General features: G+C 56.4%; 15 protein-coding genes. 13 read left to right on the top strand and 2 right to left on the bottom strand.

The window, feature by feature from the left end; genetic code table 11:
* Position 1: 1 nt before the first annotated feature.
* From pcaD to pcaB, 8 genes are all read left to right on the top strand, one after another.
* On the top strand, positions 2–802 hold the full coding sequence (gene pcaD, locus UF64_RS01600) for a 3-oxoadipate enol-lactonase (RefSeq protein WP_082049423.1): 801 nt from the start codon (positions 2–4) through the stop codon (positions 800–802).
* Entirely contained in the window at positions 795–1,187 is a 393-nt protein-coding gene (gene pcaC, locus UF64_RS01595) for a 4-carboxymuconolactone decarboxylase (protein WP_152630574.1), read from the top strand. Before pcaD ends, pcaC begins: the two co-directional genes overlap by 8 nt.
* 5 nt (positions 1,188–1,192) lie before the next feature.
* Positions 1,193–1,894 (top strand): protocatechuate 3,4-dioxygenase subunit beta, encoded by a 702-nt coding sequence (pcaH, locus tag UF64_RS01590; protein WP_044826854.1) that lies wholly within the window; start codon positions 1,193–1,195, stop codon positions 1,892–1,894.
* Positions 1,895–1,897: 3 nt separating this feature from the next.
* Entirely contained in the window at positions 1,898–2,485 is a 588-nt protein-coding gene (pcaG, locus tag UF64_RS01585; protein ID WP_044826853.1) for a protocatechuate 3,4-dioxygenase subunit alpha, read from the top strand.
* Between the two features lie 130 nt (positions 2,486–2,615).
* Complete coding sequence (locus tag UF64_RS01580) at positions 2,616–3,470, top strand: CoA transferase subunit A (RefSeq protein ID WP_044826852.1); 855 nt, start codon at positions 2,616–2,618, stop codon at positions 3,468–3,470.
* Between the two features lie 14 nt (positions 3,471–3,484).
* A complete protein-coding gene (locus tag UF64_RS01575) occupies positions 3,485–4,258 on the top strand; it encodes a CoA-transferase subunit beta (RefSeq protein ID WP_044826851.1) in 774 nt (257 codons plus the stop codon).
* Between the two features lie 23 nt (positions 4,259–4,281).
* Positions 4,282–5,487, top strand: a complete 1,206-nt coding sequence (pcaF, locus tag UF64_RS01570; protein ID WP_044826850.1) for a 3-oxoadipyl-CoA thiolase — start codon at positions 4,282–4,284, stop codon at positions 5,485–5,487.
* Between the two features lie 144 nt (positions 5,488–5,631).
* Entirely contained in the window at positions 5,632–6,969 is a 1,338-nt protein-coding gene (gene pcaB / locus UF64_RS01565) for a 3-carboxy-cis,cis-muconate cycloisomerase (protein WP_044826849.1), read from the top strand.
* A 60-nt stretch (positions 6,970–7,029) separates the two neighbouring features.
* Here pcaB and UF64_RS01560 read toward each other — a convergent pair whose 3' ends face one another.
* On the bottom strand, positions 7,030–7,512 hold the full coding sequence (locus UF64_RS01560; RefSeq protein ID WP_052657401.1) for a GNAT family N-acetyltransferase: 483 nt from the start codon (positions 7,510–7,512) through the stop codon (positions 7,030–7,032).
* Positions 7,513–7,833: 321 nt separating this feature from the next.
* Between UF64_RS01560 and UF64_RS01555 the strand changes: the two genes are divergently transcribed.
* The 3 genes from UF64_RS01555 (at position 7,834) to UF64_RS01545 (ending at position 9,914) form a co-directional block, all read left to right on the top strand.
* Positions 7,834–8,058, top strand: coding sequence for a DUF2892 domain-containing protein (locus tag UF64_RS01555; protein ID WP_044826848.1), 225 nt, complete (start codon positions 7,834–7,836; stop codon positions 8,056–8,058).
* 159 nt (positions 8,059–8,217) lie between these two features.
* Positions 8,218–8,631 carry a TIGR01244 family sulfur transferase gene (locus tag UF64_RS01550; RefSeq protein ID WP_044826914.1) on the top strand — a complete coding sequence of 138 codons (414 nt, stop codon included), beginning with the start codon at positions 8,218–8,220 and terminating at the stop codon, positions 8,629–8,631.
* Positions 8,632–8,777: 146 nt separating this feature from the next.
* Complete coding sequence (locus UF64_RS01545; RefSeq protein ID WP_044826913.1) at positions 8,778–9,914, top strand: peptidase C39 family protein; 1,137 nt, start codon at positions 8,778–8,780, stop codon at positions 9,912–9,914.
* A gap of 41 nt (positions 9,915–9,955) precedes the next feature.
* On the opposite strand, the gene UF64_RS01540 is transcribed toward UF64_RS01545, so the two are convergent.
* The gene (locus UF64_RS01540; RefSeq protein WP_052657400.1) at positions 9,956–11,926 is read right to left on the bottom strand and encodes a GNAT family N-acetyltransferase; all 1,971 of its coding nucleotides are present in this window, start codon (positions 11,924–11,926) and stop codon (positions 9,956–9,958) included.
* A 291-nt stretch (positions 11,927–12,217) separates the two neighbouring features.
* Between UF64_RS01540 and UF64_RS01535 the strand changes: the two genes are divergently transcribed.
* Both UF64_RS01535 and UF64_RS01530 read left to right on the top strand, forming a co-directional pair.
* Complete coding sequence (locus UF64_RS01535; protein ID WP_235284927.1) at positions 12,218–14,224, top strand: autotransporter assembly complex family protein; 2,007 nt, start codon at positions 12,218–12,220, stop codon at positions 14,222–14,224.
* On the top strand, positions 14,221–18,657 hold the full coding sequence (locus tag UF64_RS01530; protein ID WP_044826847.1) for a translocation/assembly module TamB domain-containing protein: 4,437 nt from the start codon (positions 14,221–14,223) through the stop codon (positions 18,655–18,657). The genes UF64_RS01535 and UF64_RS01530 overlap by 4 nt, the downstream gene beginning before the upstream one ends.
* The last annotated feature ends 11 nt before the right edge of the window (positions 18,658–18,668 follow it).

The following is an 18,668-nucleotide window of genomic DNA, read 5'->3' as shown; positions in this document are numbered from 1 at the left end:
AATGAGTCTGCAAGTCGCCCCGGTCAACGGGACACACATTCATTACAGCCAGTCAGGGCCAAAAGACGGTCCGGCACTGGTCTTTGCAAATTCTTTGGGTACGGATCTGCGCATCTGGGACGATGTTGTTGGTACGTTGTCCGAACGCTTTAACATCGTCACCTATGACAAGCGTGGCCATGGTCTTTCCGGCATTGGCGATGCGCCTCATGACGTCTCGCTGCATGCCAATGATCTGATCGGGTTGCTTGATCATCTTGGTCTGGATCAGGTGATCATTTGCGGCCTGTCGGTCGGTGGTTTGATAGCCCAGAAAGTGACGGAACTTGTGCCCGGTCGTGTGCGCGGCCTGATCCTGTGTGATACAGCCTCAAAGCTTGGCGATTATGACAGCTGGAACGCCCGGATCGAGGCCATCAAGGCCGATGGCATTGCATCGATGGGTGATGCGATTATTGAACGCTGGCTGTCGCCGACTTTCCGTGCGGAACGGGTTCTTGAAACCGCGATGTATCGCGACATGCTGGTTCGCACCACGGTCGAGGGCTATGTCGGGACCTGTATTGCGCTGCGCGACGGTGATCTGCGCGGTGCGGCGGGTAAAATCGCTGTTCCAACCCTATGTATCTGTGGATCGGAAGACCTGGCAACGCCGCCCGATGTGGTGCGCGCCATGGCATCTGCCATCCCCGGTGCCGAATTCGAATTGATTGACGGGGGCGGGCATCTGCCATGCATCGAAACCCCGGAATTGCTGACCCGGTTGATCGACCGATTTACCAAGGAGAAGAACCTTGTCTGAGAGCCGGTATGACGTTGGCATGAAAACACGCCGTTCTGTTCTGGGCGATGCACATGTGGATCGCGCATCCAAGAACATCACGGAAATCGACGAAGGTTTTCAGCGCTATATCACCGAGAATGTTTGGAATGGTGTCTGGACGAGTGACGCGTTCACCAAGCGTGAACGTTCGATCGTGACCATCGCGCTGCTTGCGGGGCTTGGTCATGAAGAAGAACTCGCCATGCATATCCGGGCGACCTTGAATACTGGGGCAACACGCGATGATATCCGTGAAACCCTGATGCATGTTGCGGTTTATGCCGGCGTTCCCGCCGCCAATACGGCCTTCCGCATCGCCAAACAAGCCTATGCCGAGATCGACGCGGCATCCAAGGGAGAGTAAGTCACATGTCCACCTTCAAACCGCGTGACTGGGGTTCCCACGCCCCCTATATCGCACCCGGTTACAAGTCCACCATCCTGCGTGGTCCGACCCAGGCACCGCTTGCGATCAAATCGGGTGTGAGCGAGGGAACCGGTCCGCGCTTTGCCCCGGCAAGCGTTCGCGAACTGGATTTCGATCTGACCAAAAATGGTGTCGTCAATGGCGAACCGCTTGGTGAACGCATTGTCGTGCATGGTCGTGTGATGGATACCGATGGCCGCCCGCAACCCAACATTCTTGTTGAAATCTGGCAGGCCAATGCTGCTGGTCGCTATGTGCATAAGGTCGATCAGCATGATGCGCCGCTCGATCCGAACTTCCGCGGCTCGGGTCGGTGCTTCACCGATGATCAGGGCAATTACAAATTCTATACCATCAAGCCGGGCGCCTATCCGTGGGGCAACCACTTCAATGCCTGGCGTCCGAACCATATCCATATCTCGCTGTTTGGTCCGGGCTTTGCCACCCGCCTTGTCACCCAGATGTATTTTCCGGGTGATCCGCTGCTTGATCTTGATCCGATTTTCCTTGGTACCGAGGACGCGGCAGCCCGCGAACGCCTGATTGCCAAATTCTCGATTGAGGCGACCGAGGAAGGCTTTGCCCTTGGTTATCAGTTCGACATTGTCCTGCGTGGACGCAACGGCACCCCGATGGAGAATTAAGTCATGGCTTATGGTGAAACCCCCTCACAGACGGTTGGCCCGTATTTCGCCTATGGCTTGACCGCAGGCCAGTACGCATACGACTTCACCGATATCGCTGATCCGACCGTTGCCGGTCCGGATGCGGCCGGTGAACATATCCGCATCACCGGCACCGTCTTTGATGGCGAAGGCAACCCGGTCAATGATGCGATGATCGAAATCTGGCAGGCTGACGCCAATGGCGTTTACAGCGAAAAGCCGGTTGATGTTTCCGAAACCGGTTTCCGTGGTCTTGGCCGTTGCGGCACCGGCACGGATGCCAAGCTGCGCTTCTGGTTTGATACGGTAAAGCCCGGTGTCGTCGAAGATGCCGGTGCGCCGTTTGTCAACGTGATCGTGTTTATGCGCGGCATGCTGGTTCACGCCTTTACCCGTTTCTATTTCGACGATGAAGCTGAGCTGAATGCAAAGGACCCTGTCTTGCAGTCAGTCCCGGCAGATCGTCGCGACACCCTGATTGCCAAGCGTGTCGAAACCCCGACGGGGATTGAATACCGGATCGATATCCACATGCAGGGGGACGCGGAAACCGTGTTCTTCGACGTGTAAGTCGATCTGGCGCGATGGCTGCGTCCGCTGCTTTGGGGAAAGCCGGCGGTCGCAGCCATCGACCTGAATTTCCTTTGGGGTGAAAACCCCGCATTTGTAATGTTTTGGATTGATACCACAGGAGTTTGCCGTGGTTGCACGTTTCATGTCGCTTAAAGAGGCGGTCGCATCCTGCGTAAAGGATGGCGACACCATCTCGATGGAAGGCTTCACCCATCTGATCCCGCATGCTGCCGGACACGAAATCATTCGTCAGGGTATCAAGGATCTGACCCTGATCCGCATGACGCCTGATATGATCTATGATCAGCTTATCGGTGCGGGTTGTGCGAAAAAACTGGTCTTTTCCTGGGGCGGGAACCCCGGTGTCGGCTCGCTGCACCGTCTGCGCGATGCCTATGAGAAGGCATGGCCGACCAAGCTTGAGATCGAAGAACACAGCCACGCGGCGATGGCCAATGCCTATGACGCGGGGGCTGCTGGCCTGCCGTGTGCGGTGTTCAAGGGCTATCGCGGGGCAGAACTGCCGCGTGTGAACCCGAATATCAAATTCATTGAATGCCCGTTCACCGGCGAAAGCCTGGCGGCTGTTCCGGCGATCCGCCCGGATGTCACTGTTGTGCATGCCCAGAAAGCCAATAAAAAGGGCGATGTCCTGTTTGAAGGCATTGTCGGTGTTCAGAAAGAAGCGGTTCTGGCTGCAAAGAAATCGATCATCACGGTCGAAGAGATTGTCGATGATTTCGGCGATATCTCGCCAAACGCTGTCATGCTGCCGAACTGGGCGGTAACGGCAATTGTCGAATTGCCGGGCGGGGCGCATCCGTCCTACGCCCAAGGCTACTACAAGCGCGACAACGCGTTCTATAAGGCATGGGATCCGATCGCCCGTGATCGCGAAGCGTTCCAGGCCTGGATTGAAGAGCATGTCATTAATGGCGGTCCCGAAGATTTCGCGGCCAAGCGTGAAGCAAATAAAGGCTAAGCGGAGGAAAAATCATGGTTGAATATACCCCGACTGAAATGATGACGGTATCCGCCGCACGCGCGCTTAAGAACGACGATGTGTGCTTTGTTGGTATCGGTATGCCGTCGGCTGCGTGTAATTTGGCACGCCTGACCCATGCGCCGGACATTACCCTGATTTATGAAAGTGGCACGATCGGCACCAAGCCGGACGTCCTGCCGCTGTCGATCGGTGATGGCGAACTTTGCGAAACCGCTGTGAACACGGTCGCCGTGCCGGAGATGTTCCGCTACTGGCTGCAGGGCGGCAAGATTTCGGTTGGCTTCCTCGGTGCGGCCCAACTCGACAAGTATGGCAACATCAACACCACCGTGATTGGTGATTACGACAACCCCAAAGTCCGTCTGCCGGGAGGCGGTGGTGCGCCGGAAATCGCGACCAGCTGTGGTGAAGTCTTCCTCGTCATGAAGCAAAGCAAACGCGGCTTCGTGAACAAGATCGATTTCGTGACATCGCTTGGTCATGGCAAGGGCGGTGATGACCGCGCATCCTATGGTGTCGATACCAAAGGTCCGTCGCGTCTTATTACCGATCTTTGCATCATGGAACCGCATCCGGTCGGCAAGCAATTCGTTGTGACGTCGATCCATCCGGGCGTAACCCGCGAAGAAATCATCGAAAATACCGGTTGGGATGTTGAGTTCGCCGACGAAGTCGCCGAAACTGCGATCCCGTCCGAGAAAGAATTGCAGGTTCTGCGTGAACTGCATGCTCGTACCGCCAAGGCCCATGGGGACCAGCAGTAAGAGCAATAAAAAGGATCTTAGAAATGGCTGACGCATATATTTGCGATTATATCCGCACCCCGATTGGCCGCTTTGGTGGCAGCCTGTCGCAGGTGCGTGCCGATGATCTTGGTGCCATTCCGCTAAAAGCGTTGATGGACCGTAACCCGGATCTGGATTTTGCCGCTGTTGACGACATCGTCTTTGGCTGTGCCAACCAGGCTGGTGAAGATAACCGCAACGTTGCGCGTATGTCCGCCCTTCTTGCCGGTCTGCCGGAAACGGTGACCGGCACCACGGTCAACCGTCTGTGCGGTTCGGGCATGGATGCGATCATTATGGCGGCGCGCGCGATCAAGTCGGGCGAAGCCGAACTGATGATTGCCGGCGGCGTTGAAAGCATGTCACGTGCGCCGTTTGTCATGCCAAAGGCGTCTTCGGCCTTTTCGCGCAATGCGGAGATCTATGACACCACCATTGGCTGGCGGTTCGTGAACCCGGTGATGAAGAAACAGTACGGCGTGGACTCCATGCCCGAAACCGGCGAAAACGTTGCCGAGGATTTCAACATCTCGCGCGAAGATCAGGATGCTTTTGCCGCCCGTTCGCAGGACAAGGCGGTCGCAGCGCAGGAAAATGGCAACCTTGCCGCGGAAATTACCCCGGTCACCATTCCGCAGCGCAAAGGCGATGCAATTGTCGTGGACAAGGATGAACATCCGCGTCCGGGTACCACGGCCGAAAAACTTGCCAAACTGCCGACCCCGTTCCGCGAAGGCGGTTCGGTCACGGCAGGCAATGCATCGGGTGTGAATGACGGTGCCGCAGCGCTGATCGTCGCATCCGAAGCTGCGGTCAAGAAATATGGACTGACCCCAATTGCACGCGTTGTTGGTGGCGCGACCGCCGGTGTCGCGCCGCGCATCATGGGCTTTGGCCCGGCCCCGGCAAGCAAAAAGCTTCTTGCACGCCTTGGCTGGTCGACCGATCAGCTCGACGTGATCGAACTGAACGAGGCCTTTGCATCCCAAGGGTTGGCGACGCTTCGTGATCTTGGCATTGCCGATGATGATGCACGCGTGAACCCGAATGGTGGCGCGATTGCGCTTGGGCATCCGCTGGGCATGTCGGGTGCACGTATCACCGGCACCGCAGCCCTTCAGATGAAACGCAGCGGTGGCAAGCGTGCGCTGGCGACCATGTGCATTGGCGTTGGTCAGGGCATCGCGATTGCGCTTGAAGCTGTCTGAACCTTATGGCGATTGATTTTTGAAAGTTGCCCCTGTGCCGGTTAACGGGCAGGGGCTTCTTTTTGCGTTATTGACCAATATGGTTGCTGGCGCGAGACTGGACCATATTGAATTTACACCTGTTTGAACGGTGGATGACCCCTGATGAGCGTTTCGCCTTTTGACTCGGCCTTGCTTGGAAATCTGTTTTCCGATCCGGAAATTGCCGCCCTGTTTGAAGACCGGGCACAGATTTCATCGATGCTGCTTTTTGAATCAGCCCTTGCCGCGGCCGAGGCACGCGCAGGCCTGATCCCCAAGGAAAGTGCCGCTCGCATCGCCGAGGTTTGCCGTGATTTTACCCCGGACCCAGCCTCTCTTGCCGCCGGAACGGCAAGTGCCGGCGTGCCGGTGCCTGCCCTTGTGAAGGCGCTTAAGGCCGAAATTGGCGGTGAAGACGCGCGCTTTGTGCATTTCGGGGCGACCAGTCAGGATGTGGTTGATACCGCCCTTGTTTTGCAGCTGCGCGATGCGATTGCGATCATTCGTCGCCGCATTCGCAAGCTCGCCAAGGCGCTTTCGGCCCATGCCGATACCCATCGTAAAACGGTGATGATCGGGCGTACCCGTTCGCAACAGGCTGTGCCGACGACCTTTGGTCTCAAGGCTGCCGGATGGCTGGCACCACTTGTGCGCATTGATCGCCGGATCGAAAGCCTTGCTTCCGATTTGCTTCGCGTTTCGTTTGGCGGGGCGGCGGGAACGCTGGCCTCCATCGGGGACAAGGCCCCGGAAGTCGAAAGCAACTTGGCCGAGGAACTTGATCTTCCGCTGGCTGATATGCCCTGGCATGCCCAGCGTGATGGACTTGTCGATTTTGCAAGCCAACTGACAGCCCTGACCGGCGCACTTGGCAAGATGGGGCAGGATCTGGTTCTGCTGGCACAGTCCGAAATTGCCGAAGTTCAACCGGGCAAGGGCGGTGGATCATCGACCATGCCGCACAAATCCAACCCGGTGCAGGCAGAAATGCTGGTGACCCTCGCGCGGTTTAATGCCGGGCAGCTTGGCACCTTTGCCCAGTCGCAACTACATGATCATGAACGCTGCGGGGCAAGCTGGCTTCTGGAATGGTTGACCCTGCCGCAAATCATGACGGCAACCGGTGCGGCCTTGGCACAGGCGGTGGATATGGTGCCAGACCTTAAAATCAATACCGAGCGGATGGCGCAAAATCTTGAGCTATCGCGTGGTGCCATGCTGGCAGAGGCCGCGACATTTGCCCTTGCCGATCACATTGGACGCGATGCGGCGGACAAGCTGGTCAAGGAAGCCGTTGCCAACTCGGCGGCCAATCAGAGCAATCTGTTTGACGAACTTCCGAAACTGACTGACGCGCCGGTCGATTGGGATCAGGTGCGTGATCCGGTCAACTATATCGGTCAGGCCGATCTGTTTATTGATCGTGTGCGGAGTTCCGCACGGCGTGGATTGCGCGATTAAGCAAACAAAAGGCTGCCAATGGGCAGCCTTTTGTTTGCGTTGTCATGTTCGGGCCGGGCTTCAGGTCCTGGGCCGCAAGCGTTTTTCAACGGCGTAATTATGGATCGGGACACCGCGCAGTTCAAAGTCACGCCGTTCGACAACGGAAAAACCCTGTTTCAGCATAAACGACTTCGCCAATTCGCTGGCTTCGCAGTAAAGCTTGCCGATGCCAAGCTCCAAGGCCTTGGCTTCAAGTGCGTCATAAAGTGTCTGAACCTGGCCCGTGCCAGCGATATCCGGGCTGGCATACAGAAACCGGATATGGCCATCGGCTTCAACATCGGTAAAGCCGACCGGTTCGTCGTTTTCGTTGATCGCAACAAAAGTGACGCGGCCATCATTCATGATTTCACACAGCTGTTCGGGCGTCGGGCAGAGTTCCGACCAGACGGCAATCTGTTCCGGGCCATAGGCGCGCGTTGCCAGTTCGTGAACCGCGCGATGGAAAACCGCAATCAGGGCCGGGGCGTCGCTATCTTGAAAAGGTCGGATGGTGATCACGATATGCCATCCTGTGCTTTAACAGGTTGAAACGCAGTGATCGTTGATCGCGTGAATTGCCTAGTGATCTGCTTGGACAGATCATTGTATCTCGCGGTTGAACGCAAGCTGGTGAAGACGTGAAAAGACACGAACGATTTCCCTGATGTTTTTGATTTTGATCGCTTTTTGCACGGTCAAATCGCAAAGGCAAGGCTTCTTCTATTCGTTTGGATAATTTGCGCACCAACGGTTAGGCGCATTGATTCTTATCAATGAAGAACAATAGTTCATAATGTTATGTAATGAGGACAAGCAATAGCCTTTCCCAAGGAGGAATATATGGCAAATGTTGGAACTCTGGACCGCCTCGTACGTGCAATTGCCGGTGTCGTTTTGCTGGCTCTGCCGTTTGTTTCAGCAGGTCCCGAAGACGGTGGCATGGCCTACGGCGTATATGGTTGGGTGATGATTGCTGCTGGCGTTGTCATGCTGGTGACTGCGGCTTTGCGCTTCTGCCCGCTTTACATGCTGTTTGGTCTGCGAACCTGCCCGCTTTCGAAATAGGGCGATAAACGGCGTTTGAGACCGGAATATTCCGTTCGATCTGTTGTTGTGTGAACGTTATGCTGGCATCCGTATCTTTGTACGGTATGCTGCTTAAATGTGCTGTTGATGCCTGACCAATCGGGCGCGGCGACCAGCAACGACGAACGGAATATAAAAATGAAACGCCTGAGTGATGAACTGACTGTATCCCCGCAAATGCCGCTTGAGGCGATTGACCAAATCGCTGCGGCCGGGTTCAAAACCATCATCTGCAATCGTCCGGACGGCGAAGATCCGGGGCAACCTTCCTTTTCTGAAATTGCTGCCAAGGCCGAAGCCGCCGGTATGAAGGCGATTTTCCAACCGGTTGCGAGTGGCAATGTTTCCGATGCAGATGCGGATGCCTTTGGCGCCAATCTGGCAGCTGCTGAAAAGCCCGTCTTTGCCTATTGCCGCAGTGGTACGCGCTGCACCATTCTTTGGTCGCTGGCCAATGCCGGGCAAATGCCGGCAGGTGACATCATCAAGGCCGCGGCTGATGCCGGCTATGATATGGCCCCGCTCGCCCCACGGATTGCAGCACGCGGCTAAGCCGTTTGAATGTGCAGGTTATGCGGTGCGTTGCTGTGCAAAAAACGCAGTGAGCATCGCATAAATTGCACTATTCCTTTTGTGCGTTTCATGACGATATGTCCGCGCATGCTGTCTTTGGCATGGTTTTATCAAGTGATACCGGTATGACGTCAAACGCAGACCCACTTCCCGACATCCGATTTCGACAGGCCAAGAGCGATGACCTTGATGCGCTGTGCGATATTGAAAACCGGTCCTTTGACGTTGATCGCCTGAACCGGCGCGCCTTCAAACGCTTTATCGGCAGTGAAACCGCACGTCTGACTGTGGCCGAAATCGGGGGTGGAACGGTTGTTGGCTATGCGCTGGTGATCTTTCGCCGCAATGTCGCGCTCGCGCGGCTTTATTCGATGGCGGTGTTGCCCGATCAACGCGGGCAGGGGATTGGTCGCGCCCTGATCGCGCAGGCCGAGGAACTCAGCCTTGATTTCGGCGCCCCGATCCTGCGCCTTGAAGTCAGTCAGAAAAACCCGGATGCGATCGCCTTGTTTGCCGCAAACGGCTACCGGGAGTTCGCCCTTTATCCGGATTACTATCCCGATCATAGCAACGCCCTTCGTATGGAAAAGGTGCTGGTGCCAAACGCCATGCGCCTGCCATCGCCGATCCATTTCTATCACCAGACCCTGCCATTCACCTGTGGTCCGGCGGCCCTGATGATGGCGATGAATGCGCTGGATCAGGATATCGAACTTGATCGCAATCTTGAAATCGCGCTGTGGCGTGAAGCGACCACGATATTTATGACATCCGGGCATGGTGGCTGTGGCCCGCTTGGGTTGGCGCTTGCGGCACACAAACGCGGCTTTGATGCCGAGGTGCTCAGCAGTCGCGATGGGCCCTTATTTGTCGATACCGTTCGAAAGCCGAAAAACCGTGAAGTGGTCGAGCTGGTGCATTACGACTTTGCCCGTCAGGCAGCTGACGCTGGTATTCCGGTGACGACCGGCCCGTTTGGTGTGGCGGAGATCGAAGAGCGCACCAAACAAGGCAAGATGGCACTGGTTCTGATCAGCCAGTACCGCATCTACGGTGACAAGATCCCGCATTGGGTGGTGGTGTCGGGCTTTGATGACCGCTTTGTCTATATCAGTGACCCCGATATTGGCGAGGACCACGAGCCCTTTACCGGAAGCGATTGCCTGTCAGTCCCGATCCTGCGCCAGGAATTTGATCTGATGGCGCGCTATGGCCGCGACAAGCTGCAAGCTGCTGTTTTCATTGACAAAAAGGCCGGGTAAAACCCGGCCTTTTTATGTGTCTACGATCTACTGCAATCCGCTTATGGCCGCGCGATCTTTCCCAGAAGATGGGCGATGATCCGGCGATATAGATCCATACCCAGCACCACGTCCTCGACCCCGGCATCGATATTCGGGTTGTCATTCACCTCGATCACCATCGGGCCGTGCGGCGTTTCCTTGACGTCCACACCATAAAGGCCATCACCCATCAGACGCGCCGAGGCAAGGGCGGTGGCGACGATGTCGGCAGGGGCCTGTTCGACGGGCAGGGTTTCAAATCCGCCTTCCTCAAAGCTTTTGCCGTCATCTTCATGTTTGACGATCTGCCAGTGGCCCGGCGCCATGAAGTAGCGGCTGGCAAAGATGGCTTCACCGCCGAGAACACCGATACGCCAGTCAAAGGTGGTTTCGACATATTCCTGGATGACGAGAAGTTCGGAGTTTTTGAACATCTCGCTCGCAACTTCATTGAGGTGTTCTGGTGATTTCACCTTGCGCACCCCGCGCGAGAAGCAACCATCCGGCACCTTCAGAACCGACGGGAAACTGAACTGCTGGCCGATCTCGGCAATGCGACGCTTGTCAAAAATCGCACTTTTGGGCGCCGGGATACGGTGCGTGCGCAGCAACTCGGCCAAGTAGACCTTGTTGGTACAACGCAGCATCGAGTCCGGATCATCAATTACCGGAATGCCTTCCTTCACCGCACGCTTGGCAAAGCGATAGGTATGATGATCAAGGGCGGTGGTTTCGCGGATCAGAAGCGCATCAAATTCCGAAAGATGATGGAAATCCTTCGCCGTAATCAGCTCGGCCTTGGCCCCCAGATCGGATGCGGCCTGCACGAAATTGGCCAATGCTTCCTTGTCGGACGGCGGCAGGACTTCGTCCGGGTCATGCAGAATGGCGACAAGGGCGGTCGGCGGGGTGACGTTGCCCTGTTTGCGCACGCGCCCACGCAGATAGGCACGCAAGGCTGCCTCGAACTCGGCAAGGTTGCTGTCATCAAGCTGATTGAGCGACGGGGCTTCGATTTCGCGCAGGATCTTGCGGTCCTGCGGATTAAGATGCAGGCGCAGGATCGGGCAACGAAACTGGTCAAAGGCGCGTTCGCCGATCTGACGGAATTTCTTGTTCGCCGTGCGCCCGAAATAGACGTCGATATGATCCGGCGCCTGATCGAGTGTTTGGCCGGATTTTTCCAATGCCTCGATGATTTGCGGGCTGAGCTCGGAACGTGCGGTTTTCTGCAGACGTTTCCAGTTCAGGTCCAAAAGAACATCGGCCTCGGGAATGACGCGTTCTGCACGGGCTGCGGCCAGAAGGCTGCAATAATAGCCGCGCGACAGATATTCATAGGACTGGCACAGGTTGATGACGCGCCGGTTCCGAACCCCGTGATCAAGGGCAAGATAATCGCGCACCCGCATCACACGCGCGCCCGACACGGCAAAGCGTTGATCCGACAGACGGTCAACCAGGATCAGTGGCGCACCGGTGGCAACCGCCGGGGTGACAGTGCTTTCGCCATCATAAAGCGCGTGTTCAAGGCGGATGCCGTCGCCACCATCTTCGTAATAACCCGGAAGATCAGCGATCTGGACATAGCCGTGACGACCATAAAGATTGCGCGCAGTTTCATTGGTAATGCGCACTTCAAGGCGCATGCGCGTGCACCCCGCATCCATCGCAAGGTTTTCAAGCCCGGCCAGAAGTTGCGTGCCCAAGCCCTTGCCACGCCAGTCTTTTGCGATCGCTAGCGAGTAAATCCGGGCCGTCACCGTATTGGCGCGCAGCAACAGCAAGCCATAACCGACAATTTCGGGATGATCGGCATCGCCAGCATCCGCAACAAGGAGGCGCGCACTGGCCTGCCGCAGGAAGCGCGAGAAGGACGCTCGCGAGATCAGGTCACTTTCGAAATTGCCGGTCTCAAGGGCGCAAAGCCCGTCAAGGTCGGCGCGAACGGCGGCACGGATAATGACAGTATTGGTCTGGCTCGAAGTCACTGTGCGGCTCTCCTGCGATGGGGTGTGGCAAACATGTTGCGCTCAACTCCCGGTACGCTCAAAGATAAAATGTCACAAGCGCATTTATCGTTCATAGGCATGCCATTTTTTCATGGATGATGGCACAGGTCACACTCGACCAGCGCGACGAATGAAAATATGGTGTTTTCAAAAGACTGCTGTGAAACATTTAATGATCCTGATCGTTTGAACCTATATGGAAAAGACGATCAAAAAATCAGGTTCGCACGTATCATCCTGGGGTAGTGAACCGTTCAAGGGCACGATGGTTTGAATAAGCGCATCCTAGAAAAAGTCACGTTTGCCGGGCGCCGGGTTGCAATCGTTCCGCTTTTGTTGGCGGGAACGATGCTTTCGGCATGCGCTTCAGACGAAGGCTTGAACGGTGTGCTCGGGTTTGGAAGCGGGTCTGACAACCAGATTGTGCAAGATGATCTGCAATCGACCATCCCCTATGAAGTCGAAATCACCGGCATTGATCCACAGGAAGAAAACCTGATTGCGGCCCTGGAAGCGGTTAGTACCGCACGCAGACTGCAATCGCGCCCGACCGCGTCGCGCGCCGGCCTGCAGCGCCGGGCAGAGGATGATGTCGAACGTTTTCAGGCGGTTCTTCGGTCAAACGGCTTTTATGACGGCCAGATCACCTTTGATATCAAGGAAAAGGCAACCGAAAACCCAGAGCCCGATGCCAACTCCGAGCCGGGGGGCGATCCGGTTGATGGTCAGTCTGGTAGTGATGTGCTGGAGCCGACAACTGATCAGCCAGAATCAGATCAGCCCACACCGTTGGTGCTGACCTATAACATTGATGTCGGCACGCCCTATCTGATCGCCGCGGTCAATCTTGTGGTCACGCGCCCCGACCGGGTGGTGGAACGCCACGCGACAGACGAAGAGCTTGAAAAGACCAATCTGGAAATCGGGCAGCGCGCCACCGCTGAGCCGATTATTCTGGGCGAGCAATATGCCGTCGATATCCTGCGCGAACAGGGCTATCCGCTTGTCGAGGCGGGCAAGCGCACCATTCTGGCTGATACTGCGCAAAAGACGATCACCATCAATTACGCCTTAAATACCGGACCATTGGCCAAGTTTGGCGATATCACTGTGAACGGTGCGCAGGATGTCGATGCCGACTTCATCGCGGGTTATCACAGCTGGGAACCGGGCGAGCAATATCACCCCGATCAGGTGCGCACCACGCGTCGCGATCTCGCACAAACCAACCTGTTTGACAGCGTGATTGTCAAGGTTGCCGGACCGGTAAAGGAAAACGGCGAAGTCCCGGTCGAGATTGATGTTGTTGAACGCAAGATGCGCTCCATCGGTGGCGGGGTCGATTTCTCAACCGCCGAAGGCCCCGGCGCCAACGCATTCTGGGAACATCGCAACCTGTTTGGTGCGGGGGAACGCCTGCGGCTGGGCATTGATGTTTCAAGTCTTGAGCAGGGCCTGTCAGCCGAATTCAAAAAACCGCAATTCCTTGAACGCCGTCAGTCATTCGTTGCCGAGGCCAATGCCAAGAATAACGACACCGATGCCTATAGTGGCTCAACTCTGGACAGCTTTGCCGGTATCGAGCGGCCACTTTGGGAAAACTGGACGGGAACGTTTGGTGTGACCGCGGAATATTCCGACCTGACCGGATCAGACTCCCCGAACGAGGAATTCTATCTTGCTGGTCTGCGCGGAATCCTGCGTCATGATAATACCGACAACCCGCTTGACCCAACCCGTGGCAACCGGTTTGAAGTCAATGTCTCGCCATATATAGGCCTGACAGACAAGGACACCAATTTCACCACCGTATCGCTTGCCGGATCGCAATATCTGTCGGTTGATGACGATGGCGATTACGTTTTTGCGGCCCGTGCGCGCACCGGGACCATCATTGGCGAGGAGCGTGGCAGCCTGCCATCGAACAAACGGTTCTATTCCGGTGGTGGCGGATCGATCCGGGGTTATGAATACCAGAAGGTTGGGCCGCTTGATGACGAACATGACCCGTTGGGCGGGCGTGCGGTGCTTGAACTTGGTGCTGAATTCCGTGCCCGTGTGACAGAAAGCTTTGGCGTTGTGCCGTTCATCGAAGGCGGTAACGTCTACGCCCGATCCGAGCCGGAAGACATTGATCTTCTGTGGGCGGTTGGTCTTGGTTTCCGCTACTACACGGCGGTCGGGCCGCTGCGCTTTGATGTCGCCGTGCCGCTTGATAAACGTGACAATGTTGATGACGACTATCAGTTCTATATCAGTCTGGGGCAGGCATTTTGACCGGGTCTGATACATCACCACCGATTGATCCCAAACCTGCCACGCCGCGCCGTCAAAATCGAAAATGGCTGCGTTATACTGCCTATGGTATTGGCGGAACCGTGATTGGCCTGGCTGGCGTGATTGCCGTGGCCGGCACAGGGCCGGTGTTGCGTATGGCAACGCCGTTGATCAATGAAACCGTGTCTGTGGCAACCGACAGCGAATTTGCCCTCGGGCGGATTGAAGGTAGTCTCTGGACCGGGTTGAGCCTTGATCAGGTCATCATGGATCGGGACACAGACGGTCTTCATCTTGATCTCAATGATATCGCCTTTGACTGGTCACCCACGGCACTTCTGACCGGGCGCTTGCAAATTGATCGCGTCAGTTTGGCAACGGCCAATGTCATTTTGCCCGATGGCACGGGTTCCGAGCCTGCCCCGGAAGTAGAGAGCGAGGGCGGTGGTTTTGCCATCCCGCTTGCCGTGTCACTTGATGCGCTTGAGCTCGGCGAAATTGCCATTGTCGATCAACTGACGGGCAAGAGTTTCCTCTACAGCCTAAGCGGTCGGGCAAAGGTCGGAACGAACCTGTCAGCGACGGCCTTCCTTGATTTGCAGCCACGCGATGGTGGCACCGATCAGGTGAAGCTTGACCTTTCCTTCGATGGACCACGGCAGCAACTGGCGGCCGAGATTGATGGCGCGTTGGGTCGTGATGAACTTGTCATGACGCTGGCCGGTGTTGATCCGGAAACGGCAACCGATATCAATATTGCCCTGCGCGGTGATGGGCCGGCCGATAACTGGAAAGGCACGCTTGACCTTTCCGCTGCGGGCTACGCCGCACTTCAAAGCGATATTGCCGTACAACTGTCATCGGATGTTCTGGCATTCGGTCTGGACGGTGCGGTTGCGCCGCAGGAGCGCGTGCGTGAACAACTCCCGGCCTCCTTGCACAAGGAAATCACCCTTGGCATTGGCGGGGCGTTTGATCAATCGGCCCAGACCCTTGCGTTTGATCGTCTGTCGATTGCGATGGCAGATGTGCTTTCACTGTCGGGTACAACCGAACTTGATCTTGATGAAAGCCTGATCACGGCCGATTTGGCTGCCGATGTTGATCCCGGGATGTCAGCACTTCTGGATGGTGCTGTGTCGTGGGCGGAACTTGGGCTATCACTTCAGGCCAATGGTGACCTTGCGATGCCCGGTGTGTCGCTGCGCGTCAATGGCCGCGATGTGAAAACGCCGGTTTCACGTATTGCCGATGTCGCCTTGCAGGCTGATATGGCAGCACCCGATGATCCTGATGATCCACTTGATGCGGTGCTTGCGCTTTCGGCGTCTGGTACGGATTGGGATGATGCGGGGCTTGGCGCGTTCTTGGGGGGCAGTCAGGGCCTGTCGCTTGATGTGCAGATGTCACCGGACTTTGCCGATATCGCGATCCGCAATCTGGCGCTGAATGTGCCGGAAATGACGCTGCGCGGTCAGGCGGATATCAGCGAGGATTTGGTTGTTACCACCTCTGACCTCGTCGCCGATGTCCGTGATCTTGCGATTTTTGCCCCGATTTCGGGGCTCGATCTGCGCGGGCAGGGGCGGGTGGCATTACCCGAGCTTACATGGTCCGATGCAAACGGCCTTGAAACCGGGATCGAGATTTCAGCCACACAGGCGGGCTTTGGTATTGCTGATCTTGATCGCATTGTCGGGACAGACCCCAAAATTACCGGCACTGTCACGCTGGCACCTGATCTTGATCTGACTGTTGATGTAAGCGCGCTTGAAACCGCGATGATCAACGGCCCCTTGACCCTTCGCATTACCGAGGCGTTCGAAAAACTCGCCCTTGAAAGCGCGCTTGATATTGCACCAAACGTTGTGCCGCCGGATCTCGGCATAGAAATGGCCCCGGCGAAGCTGACGGCCAATCTTGATGGGGACCTTGCCGCACCGCCGGGAACGATCGAGTTGCAGGTACCAAGCGTTGACGTTTCAGGACAGTCATTTTCGGATGTCGTCCTTAACAGTCGCATGAACTGGTCCGATCAGGCCGTCCTGTCGATCGGCAACAATGGCAAGTTCACCTTTGGCAATCGTCCGTATCAGGTCAGCGCGAATGTTATCCTGCCCGACGATGCCTTGCGGGTCGAGGCGATCTCGCTTAAGGGCGAGCATATCGCGCTAAACGGTGATCTTGCCTTGCCCGATTACAGCATTCCGATGCGCGGTGATTTTGCTCTTTCCAATCTGGATGCAGAATGGCTTGATCAGTTCGGGGCTGGCTTTATCAATGGCACTATCGCCGCTGATATTGCGCTGCGCCCGGAAAACGGCCGTCAAAGCATCACGGCAAACGCATCTGCCCGGGGCTTGCGCATGGCTGGCGGTGATGACGCCAATCCGACAATGATCGAAGATGTCGAACTGACCGCAACAATTGGTAATGCGTTTGAAGCCCCCGAAATTACCGCCGATCTTGAAGGGCGCGATATCACGGCGGGCACGGTTGTGATCAGCAAGGTGGCGCTTGAGGTTGAAGGCGGGCTGGATGCGCTTGGCATTACCATGAACAGCACCGGGCTTTATCAGGGCAATGTGCCGCTTGAAGCTGATCTGGTTGCCGATCTGTCGCTTGGCAATGATATCGCGGTTACCGCCAGCCGTCTTGATGCCGTGATCGGTAATCAGACGATTGGCCTGCGCAAGCCTTTGGAATTCATCTTGCGCGAAAATGGCCGCCAGCAACTTGATGCCGACCTTACTGTCGGGACAGGGCGTCTGGTTGCTAGCCTTGATCAGGAGGCGGCCCAAAGATCGATTTCCGGTGAAGTGCATCTCAATGATGTTGAGCTTGGCCCTTGGGGGCGGATTTCCGGCTTTGACGGGCTAAGTGGTACGGCAAACCTTGATGCCAACCTGCGCGAAACACGCGGAACCTTGCCCAATGCCGAGGTGCATGGGCGCATTTCCGGCATTACGGCAAAGGCGGTCGCAGATCTCAAGCCGTTTGAGATGCTTCTTGATATCACGCTTGCCGAAGGAAAACTTGCCGGTCAGGCATCGCTTGGCAATGGCGATATCGAGGCCCTGTCGGCCGAAGGGAGCGTACCGCTTGCGATTTCCGTGCTTGAACAGGAATTCAGCCCGGATCTTGGCGCACCAGTGACAGGACGCGTACGGCTAAATGGACAGATTGCCGAATTCTGGCCTTATGTCCCGGCGCCAGATCACCAGATGTCTGGCAAGATCAAGCTTGCGGTTGATGTCGATGGTACCCTTGGTGATATCCGCTGGAATGGGGATATGGCGCTATCTGATGGACGCTATGAAAACCTTGAATACGGTACGATCCTTGATCAGATAACACTGCAGGGCACGTTTGATCAGGCTGGCCTTTCCATTCCGTCCATCACGGCAACCGATGGCGGCAACGGCACGCTTGATGCGTCGGTTGATCTTGATCTGCTTGATGGTGGGGAGGTGCGCTATGACGTTGAGGCGGATCTGCGCAACGTCGCCTTGTCGCGCAAGGATGAGCTGCAATTCTGGGCAGATGTCCAAACCAGCGTCACCGGTTCGCAATCCGAAGCCGACATTCAAAGTACAGTTACCGTTCAACGTGGCGAGGTCGATCTGACCTTGGCGTTGCCGGAATCCGTTCCGACAATTGAAATCGAAAACCTGCCTGACGCGTCACAAACCGAAAGCCAGCAAAAGGCCGAGGAAGCCGATAGCGGCTTTAGCGGGAATCTCGACGTCACGGTCGATATTCCCGGCCGCCTGTTTGTCCGTGGCAAGGGGCTTGATTCCGAATGGGGCGGGCGGCTTGAAATTGCCGGCACGACGGATGATCCGCGCATTACGGGCCAATTGTCTGCGCTCCGCGGGCAACTGGATGTTATCGGCAAGACCTTTGTCATTCGCGATTCCCAAATCACGTTCGCCGGGGCATCGCCACCCGATCCGATGCTTGATATCAAAGGGGTTTACACCACCGAGGATCTCGTTGTGACCGCCGGCTTCCAGGGGCCGTCAAGCGATCCGGAACTGGTGTTGACGTCCAACCCGTCACTGCCCGAAGACGAAATTCTGTCGCAGGTCCTGTTCGGGAAATCCCAGGGAAGCCTGTCGGCGGTCGAAGCCGTTCAACTGGCCAGTGCCGTCAATGAGCTTTCAGGCGGTGGTACGGGACTTGATGTCGTCGGCAGTATCCGCCGGTTCATTGGTGCAGACGTTCTGCGCGTTGGTGGCGGTGAAAACGGGCCGGAGGTCAAAGTGGGTAAATACCTGACCGAAGGTGTCTATGTCGGCACCAAGGCCGGCTCAACCCCGGGATCAAGCGGTGTTGAAGTCGAAATCGAAGTCACCCCGAATATCAGCGTGACCAGCGAGAGCACCGAAATCGACAGCAAGGCTGGCGTTCAGTACAGGCTTGATTACTAGGCGCAGAAATC

Source organism: Thalassospira sp. HJ, assembly GCF_000948415.1.
In the GTDB taxonomy this organism is placed as follows: Bacteria; Pseudomonadota; Alphaproteobacteria; order Rhodospirillales; family Thalassospiraceae; genus Thalassospira.
This window is presented reverse-complemented; position numbering and strand designations above follow the sequence as displayed.